We start from the raw sequence: 10,180 nt of genomic DNA on the forward strand, positions 1-10,180 counted from the left end.
AGGCCGGGTCGCGCAACGGCGCCTTCAACCTCGGGCTGCTGCTGGCGCGCGAGGGGAGCGAGCCGGAGGCGGCCGTGTGGTGGACCCGGGCCGCGGACGCCGGGCACGGCCGGGCGGCACTGCGGCTGGCCCTCGTCTACGCGCGTCGGGGTGAGCTGGCGGAGGGGCAGAAGTGGGCGGACCGGGCCGTGGAGCTGGGTCCGGCCGAGGTCACGGAACGGGCGGGACGGCTGCGGGACGCGCTGCGGGAAGAGCTGTCGGCGTGACCGCGTCCGGGCGGCCGCGCAGTGGCCCTGGTCACTCGCGCCCGAAGCGATTTGCTTCCGTCGGCTTCTTCCGCGTAGTGTCGTGTTCACCGACGCGGGGTGGAGCAGCTCGGTAGCTCGCTGGGCTCATAACCCAGAGGTCGCAGGTTCAAATCCTGTCCCCGCTACTGAAGGCCGAGGGCCGGAATCCGGAAACGGATTCCGGCCCTCGGCTTTTGCCCCCGGTGACTTCCTGCCAGCGGTGTTTTCCGGTGCGCGCATGCGAAAAGCCCCGGCTCGAGGCCGGGGCTCCGCGTGAAGTGTGATCGCTACGCGCTCGCGCAGTCCGGGCACAGCCCCCGGTAGGTGACCTCGACGTCCGAGACCGTGAAGCCGAAGCGCTCGGTGTCGGGGAGGTCGGCGAGCGGGTTGCCCACCGGGTGGACGTCGCGGATCGCGCCGCACCGGGCGCAGACCAGGTGGTGGTGCGGCCGGTGCGCGTTCGGGTCGTACCGCTTGGCGCGCCTGTCCGTCGTGACTTCCAGCACCTCGCCGAGCGAGACCAGCTCGCCCAGGGTGTTGTAGACGGTCGCCCGGGAGATCTCGGGCAGCTTCGCGACAGCGCGCGCGTGGACCTCGTCGGCTGTCAGATGGACGTGCTCGCCGTCGAGGACCTCGGCCACCACGCGTCGCTGCGCGGTCATCCGCCAGCCGCGTCCACGCAGCCGTTCCAGAAGGTCGCTCATGGCTACCAGCCTAACAGCAAGAGGGACCAGGTCGGGAATAGGTGTGAGATTGGAACACTGCTTGACTTGGATAATGTCCAATATGGGATCGAGCCTGGCTTTGGCCATGCGCGCCATCGGCGACTTCCGCACCGCCGGCGCCGGCCTCGGCAGGCGGCCGGAGGCGGCGGTGCGGGCGCTGCGCGGCTGAGATGGCCGTCCTCGCGCCGGGGCGGGCCGGACCCACGGTGCTCGGGGTCCGGCCCGCCCGCGCGCTCGGGCGGTGGTCCGGACGTGCTCGGAGCCTGCTCAGAGGGCCGGAGCAGGCGCGCGGGCCGGAAGCCAGCAGCGGATGATGTCGCGGACGGAGACGATGCCCGCGGGCTCGCCGCGGTCGAGGACCACCAGATGCCGGAAGCCGCCGTGCGTCATGGCGCGCGCGGCCTCCTCCAGGGTCCAGGTGGGGGCGGCGAAGACGACGTCGGTGGTGGTGTGGGCCTGGGTGCGCTCCGTGTCCGGGTTCTGGCCGAGGCCGACGGAGTTGAGGATGTCGCGTTCGGTGATGATGCCGATACCGCCGGCGTCCGGGTCGAGGACCACCGCGGCGCCGACGCGCCGGGCGGACATCAGGGCGGCCGCCTGGCGGAGGGTGTGGGCGGGGCCGAGCGTGAGGATCACCGTGCTCATGGCGTCACGGACGAGCATGGATGGGCCACCTCCTTCGGAATCCCGGCTTGTGCCGGGATTCACAAATGCACAAAGTGGGGGTGGATTCAGAGTGACAGGTAAAGGGACGGTCAACAAGAGGGCGCGTGGCGCCAGTTGAGGGCGCACCGGGAGTACTCCCGGTGCTCAGTGGCGCCGGTTGAGATACCCCAGCAACTCCTCGTGCAGCAGGCCGTTGGACGCGGCCGCGTTGCCGCTGTGCGGGCCCGGGCGGCCGTCGAGGCCGGTGAAGAGGCCGCCGGCCTCCGTCACGATGACCGCGTTGGCCGCCATGTCCCACAGGGAGAGCTCGGGCTCGGCGCAGATGTCGACGGAGCCCTCGGCGACCATCATGTACGGCCAGAAATCGCCGTACGCGCGCGTGCGCCACACCTCGCGGGTCAGGTCCAGGAAGCCGTTCAGGCGGCCCTGCTCCTCCCAGCCGGAGAGGGAGGAGTAGGCGAAGGACGCGTCCGCGAGCCTGCCGACGCGGGAGGCGTGGATGCGGGTCGCGGCGGACAGGCTGCGGCCGGTGAAGGCACCGTGGCCCTGCGCGGCCCACCAGCGGCGGCCGAGCGCCGGGGCGGAGACGACGCCGACGACGGGCCGGTAGCCGCCCTCGGCCGCCTCCATCAGGGAGATCAGGGTGGCCCAGACGGGGACGCCGCGCACGTAGTTCTTGGTGCCGTCGATCGGGTCGATCACCCAGCGGCGGGGGCCGGTGCCCTCGATGCCGTACTCCTCGCCCAGGATCGCGTCCCTCGGGCGGGCGCGCTGGAGATGGCCGCGGATGAGTTCTTCGGCCGCCTTGTCCGCTTCGCTCACCGGGGTCATGTCCGGCTTCGTCTCCACCTTGAGGTCGAGGGCCTTGAAGCGGGCCATGGTGGTGGCGTCGGCCGCGTCCGCGAGGACGTGGGCGAGGCGGAGGTCGTCGAGGTAGTCCGGCATGTGACGAACGGTATCTGCCGGGGACGGCGGCGGGCCACCAGGGGGCTGCGCGGGTTCCGGTGCCGAGGCGGTCCCGCGCCCCGGCACGACGGCCCGCGGCCACGGCGGCCCGGGCGTTGCCCCCTCTCTCGCGTCGCGAGGCTTGACAGTGCGTCAGAGCGCGTCAAATCTGGGCGCAGGGTTGGTCGGCCCAGGGAGGCGATGATGCCTGCAGCCCGGGAGTCGCTGCTGGACGCCGCGTACAGGGCACTCGCGCGGCGGCCGTGGTCCGCGGTGCGGATGGTCGACGTGGCGGCGGCGGCCGGGGTGTCCCGGCAGACCCTCTACAACGAGTTCGGCAGCAAGGACGGGCTGGCGCGGGCACTGGTGCGGCGGGAGGCCGACGCGTATCTCGCCGGGGTTGAGCGGGCGCTCGGCGGCTCCGGCGAGGTGCGCGAGAGACTCACCGCCGCCGCCGAGTGGACGGCCGCCGCGGCACGGGACAACCCGCTGGTCAGAGCCATGCTCACGGGCTGCTGGAGCGAGCGGCTGCCCGCGCCGCCGCTGGCCGGCGTGCCGTCCTCCTCCGCGGTCCCGGCGCAGCGCCGCGCGGACGGCCCGCTGCCCTCGCCGCTCGACCTCGTGCGGATGGTCCGGGAGCGGGCCGTGACCATGCTCGCGGGGCCCGGCGTCAGCCGGCTCGAGACCCTGGAGCTGGCCCGCTCCTGCGAACTGGCCGCACGCCTCGCCCTGTCCTGCGTGGCGGCACCGCCTCCCGAGGGCGGGGTGGCCGAACTGGTGCGGGCGGTGCTCCCGCGTCAGGTCGCCTGACGCTCGTCCCCCGTCCGGGCGGCAGCGGCGACCGGTCAGCGCGCCGAGCCCGACAGTTGCAGCCCGATCACCCCGACGATCACCAGGCTGATCGAGACGATCTTCAGCGTGGACACCAGGTCGCCGAGGAAGACCATGCCGTAGATGGCGGTGCCGGCCGCGCCGATACCGGTCCACACCGCGTAGGCGGGGCCGACGTCCAGCTTCCGCAGCGAGAGGGTCAGCAGGCCGAAGCTGCCGAGGGCGAAGGAGGCGAAGGCGATCGTCGGCCACAGGCGGGTGAAGCCGTGCGAGAGCTTGAGGCACACGGCGAAGCCGGTCTCCAGCAACCCGGCCACGATGACCAGCAGCCACGCCATGCGGTGTCCTCCCGTTGATCCGGATCTCCGGCTCGGTGCGATTATGCACTTACCGGCCGTTGACCCCGGCAAACACCGCGGTGGTCAGTCGCCCTCGCGGCGCTCGCGGGTGGACAGCAGCCGGCGCAGCGAGTAGAGGCGGGCGGGGTCCGCGTGGCCCTCCTCGACCCACGCGTCGAGGGCGCAGTCCGGCTCGTCGTGACTGCACGCGCGCGGGCAGCCCTCCGTGCCGGGGACGAGGTCCGGAAAGGCGTGGATGACCCGGGACGGGTCGATGTGCGCGAGGCCGAAGGAGCGCACGCCCGGAGTGTCGACGACCCAGCCGCCCGCACCGGACAGCGGCAGCGCCAGCGCCGAGGTGGTGGTGTGCCGGCCGCGGCCCGTCACCGCGTTCACGTGCCCCGTCGTACGGCGCCGGTCCTTTGGCACGAGCGCGTTGACCAGCGTCGTCTTGCCCACGCCCGAGTGGCCCACGAACGCGGTGATCTTGCCGTCCAGGTGCTCCCGCACCCGCTCCGCCGCGCCCCCGTTGTCCAGCTCCTCGCGGCTGGTGACCACGTACGGGATGTCCAGGGCGCCGTACAGCTCCAGGAGGTCGGCCGGTGGCGCCAGGTCCGACTTGGTCATCACCAGCAGCGGTTCCAGGCCGCCGTCGTAGGCCGCGACCAGGCAGCGGTCGATCAGGCGCGGCCGGGGCTCCGGGTCGGCCAGGGCCGTGACGATCGCCAGCTGGTCGGCGTTGGCGACGACCACCCGCTCGTAGGGGTCGTCGTCGTCGGCCGTGCGCCGCAGCACCGACGAGCGCTCCTCGATGCGGACGATGCGCGCGAGCGTGTCCTTCTTGCCGGACAGGTCGCCCACCAGGGCCACCCGGTCCCCGACCACCGCCGCCTTGCGGCCCAGCTCGCGGGCCTTCATCGCCATCACGGTCCGGTCCCCGACCAGGCAGGTCAGCCGGCCCCGGTCGACGGTGAGGACCATGCCCTCGGCCGCGTCCTCGTGCTTGGGCCGGATGTGGGTGCGCGGCCGGTTGCCCTTGCGGTTGGGACGCGCGCGGATGTCGTCCTCGTCGGTGTGCTTGCCGTAGCGGCGCATGACGTACGTCCCTACTGCCCGAGCATCCCGGTCCACAGCTCCGGGAAGTCCGGCAGGGTCTTCGCCGTCGTCGCCACGTTCTCGATGCGCACGCCCTCGACCGCCAGGCCGATGATCGCGCCGGCGGTCGCCATGCGGTGGTCCTCGTAGGTGTGGAAGACGCCGCCGTGCAGCCGGCGCGGGCGGATGTGCAGGCCGTCGGCCGTCTCCGTGACGTCGCCGCCGAGCTCGTTGATCTCCTTGGTGAGCGCGGCCAGCCGGTCGGTCTCGTGCAGCCGCAGATGGGCCACGCCCCGCAGGGTCGACGGCGAGTCGGCGAGCGCGGCGACCGCGGCGATGCCCGGGGTCAGCTCGCCCACCTCGCTCAGGTCGACGTCGACGCCGTGCACGGCGCCCGTTCCGGTGAACTCCAGCCCGTACTCGGTCAGTTCGCAGGAACCGCCCATCTCGGTGAAGATCTCGCGCAGCCGGTCACCCGGCTGGGTGGTGCGCTCCGGCCAGTCCGGGATCAGCACCTTGCCGCCCGTGACCAGGGCGGCTGCCAGGAACGGCTGCGCGTTGGACAGGTCCGGCTCGACCGTCAGGTCCCGGCCGAGCAGCGCGCCCGGCGTCACCCGCCACACGTTCGGCTCGCCGCCCGACTCCGGGGTGTCCACCTGGGCGCCGACCGCGCGCAGCATGTCCACCGTCATCCGGATGTGCGGCATCGAGGGCAGCGAGGCGCCAGTGTGTCGGACCTCGACGCCCTGGTTGAAGCGCGGCCCGGAGAGCAGGAGGGCCGAGACGAACTGGGAGGACGAGGACGCGTCGATCGACACCGGGCCGCCGTCCAGCGCCCCGCCGCCGTGCACGGTCAGCGGCAGCGCGCCCCGGCCGTCGTCGTCGATCCGGGCGCCGAGCCGGCGCAGCGCGTCGATCACGCCGTTCAGGGGACGCTCGTACGACCGCGGGTCGCCGTCGAACCGGATCGGGCCGTCGGCCAGCGCGGCCACCGGGGGCAGGAACCGCATCACCGTGCCGGCGTTGCCGACGTCCACCGTGGCCGGGCCGTGCAGGCCGGTCGGCAGCACCCGCCAGGCCTCCCCGGTGCCGTCCGGGCCGACCCCTTCCTCGATCTCCACGCCCATCGCGCGCAGCGCGCCCGCCATCAGCAGGGTGTCGCGGGAGCGCAGCGGGCGGCGCAGCCAGCCGGGCTCGGAGGCGAGGGCGGCGAGGACGAGGGCGCGGTTGGTGACCGACTTGGACCCCGGCACATGGACCGTGGCATCGACGGCTCCGCTCGCGTGCGGGGCGGGCCAGAGGGCGGAGGATGCGGTGTTCGGGGCCATGGGGCCACTTTATAAGGGTGGTGCTCCCTCAACCTTCCAGCAGCCAGCGCCCTGCGCCGATCAGCGAGCACAGGGACACCGCGTGGAACAGGAACAGCCACAGGCCCGCCGGCACGTGCGTCAGCCGGGACAGCTGGTCCGCGTCCGAGTCACCGGCGCCGCCCCGCGCCCGCTTGGCCTGCAGTTCGAACGGCGGCCGGACGCCCCCGATCAGCAGGAACCACACCACCGCGTACGCGAACGCGGCCTGCACCTGCGGTCCCGCCAGCCAGGACACCAGCAGGAAGGCGCCCCCGGCCAGCACCACCGTCAGGACGCCGTACGCGTTGCGGATCATCACCAGCATCGCCACCAGCAGCGCCGTCGACGCCCACAGCAGCAGCGTGATCCGCCCGGCGGCCAGCAGCGCGGCACCGCCCAGGCCCAGCAGCGAGGGCGCCGTGTAGCCGGCGGCCGCGGTGAGGATCATGCCCAGGCCGTACGGCTTGCCGCGGCTCACCGTGAGGCCGCTGGTGTCGGAGTGCAGGCGGATGCCGGTGAGCTGCCGGCCGGTGAGCAGGGCGATCAGGCCGTGGCCGCCCTCGTGCGCGATGGTGATCGCGTTGCGGGCCATGCGCCACACGGTGTGCGGGACGACGACGGCCAGCGCGGCGGCCGCGGTGGCGAGCACCACCCACAGGTCGGGATCGGGCTGGGTGCCGGTGAGCCGGTCCCAGACGTCGGGCAGCGCGGTGGCGGCGAGGCTGTCCATGGCGTGAGGTGGCTCCTTCTCCCTGCGGAATCTGGCAGTGTGGCACGTATGTGCGGACGGTATGCATCCAGTCGTAGGCCCGAGGATCTCGTAGGGGTATTCGAGATCGAGAAGTGGGAGCCCGAGGAGTCCCTGGAGCCGGACTACAACGTGGCCCCGACCAAGGAGGTCTACGCCGTCCTCGACCGCCCTGTGAAAGACGCGGACTCCCCGCGCCCGGTTCGCCAGCTGCGCCGGCTGAAGTGGGGCCTGGTGCCCTCCTGGGCCAAGACGCCCGAGGGCGGCGCCAGGATGATCAACGCGCGCGCGGAGACCGTGCACGAGAAGCCCGCCTACCGGCGTGCCTTCGCCGCCCGGCGCTGCATCATCCCCGCCGACGGCTACTACGAGTGGGTCACCGGCAGGCAGGAGCGGGACCTGGAGGTCGAGGGAAAGAAGAAGCGGCCGCGCAAGCAGCCGTACTTCGTGCTGCCCGCCGACGGCTCGGTGTTCGCGATGGCCGGGTTGTACGAGTTCTGGCGCGACCGGACCCTGCCCGACGACCATCCGCAGGCCTGGTGGGCCACCTGCTCGGTGATCACCACCGAGGCGGAGACCATGCCGCTGGCCGTCGCCCCCGCCCAGGGCCCGCACTCCCTCGCCGAGATCCATCCGCGCATGCCCCTGATGCTCACCCCGGACCGCTGGGACGCCTGGCTGGACCCGTCCCGCACCGACCCGGACGACCTGCGCGCGCTGCTGGCCCCGCCGCCGGCCGGCCTGATGCGCGCCTACCCGGTCTCCACGGCCGTCAGCAACGTCCGCAACAACGGCCCGGAGCTGCTGAAGGAGCTGGCGGCGCCGGAAGAGGGCACACTCTTCTGACGTGACGGATGTGACCGGTGTGACCCGCATGACAGAAGTGACCAGCGAGACCGTCGAGACCGGTGCCGGAACCGCCCGCATCACCTGGCACCGGGCGAAGCGGGCGCGGCTGGTCCTGGCCGTCGGCCATGGTGCCGGCGGCGGCATCGAGGCGCGGGACCTCCAGGCGCTCGCCGGGGTGCTGCCCGGGCACGGCGTGAGCGTCGCCCTGGTGGAGCAGCCCTGGCGGGTGGCCGGGAAGAAGGTCGCCCCGGCGCCGAAGACCCTGGACGCCGGCTGGCGGGGCGTGTGGCCCGCCCTCACCGGGCCCGGGCACCCGGTGATCTCCGGCGGCCGCAGCGCCGGCGCACGCGTCGCCTGCCGGACGGCGACCGAGCTCGGCGCCCACGCCGTGCTCGCGCTCAGCTTCCCGCTGCACCCGCCGGGCAGGCCGGAGAAGTCCCGCGCCGCGGAGCTGCTGGGCGCCGGGGTGCCGACCCTCGTCGTACAGGGCGGGAACGACCCGTTCGGCAAGCCGGAGGAGTTCCCCGACGGGGACCACCGGCTGATCGAAGTGCCGTACGGCGATCATGGGTTCGCCGTTCCCAAGCGGGCGGAGATCACGCAGGAGCGGGCGCTGCGGATCGTCACCGAGGGTGTGCGGGAGTGGGTCGCGTCACTGGGGTGACCCGGGAATGCCGGGCGGCGGGCGACTGTTGTGGCGATCAGAAGTGCTGAGGCCTCGGCACGGACGTCATGGGAGAGGAAGCCGCCGCATGGGTTCGACCATCTGCCCGCCCGCCAGCCGCCACCACCCCGTGGACGGGCTGGGCCCGGGAGCGTCCGATCCGAGTCGGAGCAGCCGTACCGACCTGGACTGGACGGTGCTGCACGCGGCCAAGGGCGCACCTGTTCGAGGAGCGGCAGGCACGGGTCGTGTTCTATCCTCCGATTCGAGTGGGACCGGTCTCGGTCCCGCCCGGGATCTTGAGGAGGTGGGTCCGGTCACCGGTACCGACGCAGGGACCGACAACGGCCAGGCGGAGCAGCCCGAGGGCCAGGGCGTGAGTGCGGACATGGGCGTGGAGACGGGCTCCGAGTCCACCGCGGAGCGCAGCGCGCGCTTCGAGCGGGACGCGCTCGAGTTTCTCGACCAGATGTACTCGGCGGCGCTGCGCATGACGCGCAACCCGGCCGACGCCGAGGACCTGGTGCAGGAGACCTACGCCAAGGCGTACGGGTCCTTCCACCAGTTCCGCGAGGGCACCAACCTCAAGGCGTGGCTGTACCGGATCCTCACCAACACCTTCATCAACTCCTACCGCAAGAAGCAGCGCGAGCCGCAGCGCTCCGCCGCGGAGGAGATCGAGGACTGGCAGCTCGCCCGTGCCGAGTCGCACATGTCGACGGGTCTGCGCTCCGCCGAGTCGCAGGCGCTCGACCACCTGCCCGACTCGGACGTGAAGGAAGCGCTGCAGGCGATCCCCGAGGAATTCCGCATCGCCGTCTATCTCGCGGACGTCGAGGGCTTTGCGTACAAGGAGATCGCGGACATCATGGGGACACCCATCGGTACGGTGATGTCCCGGCTGCACCGGGGCCGCCGTCAACTGCGCGGCATGCTGGAGGACTACGCCCGCGAGCGCGGACTGGTCCCGGCCGGCGCCGGAGAGTCGAACGAAGCGAAAGGCTCGGGCTCATGAGCTGCGGAGAGCCGCACGAGACTGACTGCAGTGAGGTCCTCGACCACCTGTACGAGTTCCTCGACAGCGAGATGCCGGACGTCGATCGCGACAAGTTCCGGCACCACTTCGAGGAGTGCTCGCCGTGCCTGGAGAAGTACGGCCTGGAGCAGGCCGTGAAGAAGCTGGTCAAGCGGTGCTGCGGGCATGACGACGTGCCCACCGACCTGCGGGCCAAGGTCATGGGGCGGATCGAGCTGATCCGCTCCGGGCAGTCCGTGCCCGAGCACGACGTGACGGCCACCGCCCAGGAGAACTGAGCACCGTTCGTCACCCGAACGTGCTAATCCTCAGGTCGTCACCCCCGGGCCCCCGATTCCCGCCCTAGGCTCCGAGCCTCGACGGGCACGGTCGGGGGAGGGGCGATGGAGGCGGTACCGGCGAGAGCACGCGGCTACGTGGCCTGCGTCGCGGTGCCGGCGGTGCTGTGCGTCCTGCCGCTGCAGACGACCCGCACCCCCTGGTCGGCGCTGATCCTGCTCGCCGCGCTGTACGCGGCCTGCGAGCACGTCGTGCGCCGCCGCTTCGGCGGCACGTTCCATCCCGTGCTGCTCGCGGGGGCGTTCCTGCTGCCCCCGGCGGCCGCCGCGCTCGTCCCTTTGCCCGCGGCCCTGCTCTCTCCGGTCGGG

12 protein-coding genes, 1 tRNA gene and 2 pseudogenes are annotated in these 10,180 nt (G+C 72.6%); 8 read left to right on the forward strand and 7 right to left on the reverse strand.

Annotated elements, in window-relative coordinates; translation table 11 throughout:
* Positions 1–266: pseudogene (locus ACLU3S_RS33125) on the forward strand (sel1 repeat family protein); the annotation flags it as partial.
* A gap of 93 nt (positions 267–359) precedes the next feature.
* Positions 360–433 (forward strand) — tRNA-Met (locus ACLU3S_RS33130).
* A gap of 141 nt (positions 434–574) precedes the next feature.
* Here the strand turns inward: ACLU3S_RS33130 and ACLU3S_RS33135 are convergent.
* From ACLU3S_RS33135 to hisN, 3 genes are all read right to left on the reverse strand, one after another.
* Entirely contained in the window at positions 575–991 is a 417-nt protein-coding gene (locus ACLU3S_RS33135; protein WP_413955684.1) for a Fur family transcriptional regulator, read from the reverse strand.
* A gap of 288 nt (positions 992–1,279) precedes the next feature.
* The gene (locus tag ACLU3S_RS33140) at positions 1,280–1,675 is read right to left on the reverse strand and encodes a cyclic nucleotide-binding/CBS domain-containing protein (protein WP_413955685.1); all 396 of its coding nucleotides are present in this window, start codon (positions 1,673–1,675) and stop codon (positions 1,280–1,282) included.
* A 147-nt stretch (positions 1,676–1,822) separates the two neighbouring features.
* Positions 1,823–2,623, reverse strand: a complete 801-nt coding sequence (hisN, locus tag ACLU3S_RS33145; RefSeq protein ID WP_413955686.1) for a histidinol-phosphatase — start codon at positions 2,621–2,623, stop codon at positions 1,823–1,825.
* A gap of 201 nt (positions 2,624–2,824) precedes the next feature.
* Here hisN and ACLU3S_RS33150 point away from each other — a divergent pair, with 201 nt between their 5' ends.
* Entirely contained in the window at positions 2,825–3,433 is a 609-nt protein-coding gene (locus ACLU3S_RS33150) for a TetR/AcrR family transcriptional regulator (RefSeq protein ID WP_413955687.1), read from the forward strand.
* 35 nt (positions 3,434–3,468) lie between these two features.
* Here the strand turns inward: ACLU3S_RS33150 and ACLU3S_RS33155 are convergent, their stop codons facing one another.
* The 4 genes from ACLU3S_RS33155 to ACLU3S_RS33170 all read right to left on the reverse strand — a co-directional run bounded on the left by ACLU3S_RS33155 (position 3,469) and on the right by ACLU3S_RS33170 (position 6,966).
* The gene (locus tag ACLU3S_RS33155) at positions 3,469–3,792 is read right to left on the reverse strand and encodes a DMT family transporter (protein WP_413955688.1); all 324 of its coding nucleotides are present in this window, start codon (positions 3,790–3,792) and stop codon (positions 3,469–3,471) included.
* Positions 3,793–3,876: 84 nt separating this feature from the next.
* On the reverse strand, positions 3,877–4,887 hold the full coding sequence (gene rsgA / locus ACLU3S_RS33160) for a ribosome small subunit-dependent GTPase A (RefSeq protein WP_413955689.1): 1,011 nt from the start codon (positions 4,885–4,887) through the stop codon (positions 3,877–3,879).
* An 11-nt stretch (positions 4,888–4,898) separates the two neighbouring features.
* Positions 4,899–6,215, reverse strand: coding sequence for a 3-phosphoshikimate 1-carboxyvinyltransferase (aroA, locus tag ACLU3S_RS33165; RefSeq protein WP_413955690.1), 1,317 nt, complete (start codon positions 6,213–6,215; stop codon positions 4,899–4,901).
* A gap of 28 nt (positions 6,216–6,243) precedes the next feature.
* Positions 6,244–6,966, reverse strand: coding sequence for a M50 family metallopeptidase (locus tag ACLU3S_RS33170; RefSeq protein WP_413955691.1), 723 nt, complete (start codon positions 6,964–6,966; stop codon positions 6,244–6,246).
* A gap of 48 nt (positions 6,967–7,014) precedes the next feature.
* Between ACLU3S_RS33170 and ACLU3S_RS33175 the strand changes: the two genes are divergently transcribed.
* From ACLU3S_RS33175 to ACLU3S_RS33195, 5 genes and pseudogenes are all read left to right on the forward strand, one after another.
* Complete coding sequence (locus ACLU3S_RS33175) at positions 7,015–7,830, forward strand: SOS response-associated peptidase (protein ID WP_413955692.1); 816 nt, start codon at positions 7,015–7,017, stop codon at positions 7,828–7,830.
* Positions 7,831–7,858: 28 nt separating this feature from the next.
* On the forward strand, positions 7,859–8,497 hold the full coding sequence (locus tag ACLU3S_RS33180; protein ID WP_413955693.1) for an alpha/beta family hydrolase: 639 nt from the start codon (positions 7,859–7,861) through the stop codon (positions 8,495–8,497).
* 307 nt (positions 8,498–8,804) lie between these two features.
* Entirely contained in the window at positions 8,805–9,512 is a 708-nt protein-coding gene (locus tag ACLU3S_RS33185; RefSeq protein ID WP_413955694.1) for a sigma-70 family RNA polymerase sigma factor, read from the forward strand.
* Entirely contained in the window at positions 9,509–9,811 is a 303-nt protein-coding gene (gene rsrA / locus ACLU3S_RS33190; RefSeq protein ID WP_413955695.1) for a mycothiol system anti-sigma-R factor, read from the forward strand. The genes ACLU3S_RS33185 and rsrA overlap by 4 nt, the downstream gene beginning before the upstream one ends.
* 105 nt (positions 9,812–9,916) lie before the next feature.
* Positions 9,917–10,180 (forward strand): annotated as a pseudogene (locus ACLU3S_RS33195) (metal-dependent phosphohydrolase); the annotation flags it as partial.

This window comes from Streptomyces sp. AF1A (assembly GCF_047340315.1).
Classification (GTDB): Bacteria; Actinomycetota; Actinomycetes; order Streptomycetales; family Streptomycetaceae; genus Streptomyces.

Bases quoted from the DNA above. Each gene is read 5' to 3' on its own strand.
- ACLU3S_RS33135 (WP_413955684.1), bottom strand. From the start codon at position 991: ATGAGCGACCTTCTGGAACGGCTGCGTGGACGCGGCTGGCGGATGACC.
- ACLU3S_RS33140 (WP_413955685.1), bottom strand. From the start codon at position 1,675: ATGCTCGTCCGTGACGCCATGAGCACGGTGATCCTCACGCTCGGCCCC.
- hisN (WP_413955686.1), bottom strand. From the start codon at position 2,623: ATGCCGGACTACCTCGACGACCTCCGCCTCGCCCACGTCCTCGCGGAC.
- ACLU3S_RS33150 (WP_413955687.1), top strand. From the start codon at position 2,825: ATGATGCCTGCAGCCCGGGAGTCGCTGCTGGACGCCGCGTACAGGGCA.
- ACLU3S_RS33155 (WP_413955688.1), bottom strand. From the start codon at position 3,792: ATGGCGTGGCTGCTGGTCATCGTGGCCGGGTTGCTGGAGACCGGCTTC.
- rsgA (WP_413955689.1), bottom strand. From the start codon at position 4,887: ATGCGCCGCTACGGCAAGCACACCGACGAGGACGACATCCGCGCGCGT.
- aroA (WP_413955690.1), bottom strand. From the start codon at position 6,215: ATGGCCCCGAACACCGCATCCTCCGCCCTCTGGCCCGCCCCGCACGCG.
- ACLU3S_RS33170 (WP_413955691.1), bottom strand. From the start codon at position 6,966: ATGGACAGCCTCGCCGCCACCGCGCTGCCCGACGTCTGGGACCGGCTC.
- ACLU3S_RS33175 (WP_413955692.1), top strand. From the start codon at position 7,015: ATGTGCGGACGGTATGCATCCAGTCGTAGGCCCGAGGATCTCGTAGGG.
- ACLU3S_RS33180 (WP_413955693.1), top strand. From the start codon at position 7,859: ATGACAGAAGTGACCAGCGAGACCGTCGAGACCGGTGCCGGAACCGCC.
- rsrA (WP_413955695.1), top strand. From the start codon at position 9,509: ATGAGCTGCGGAGAGCCGCACGAGACTGACTGCAGTGAGGTCCTCGAC.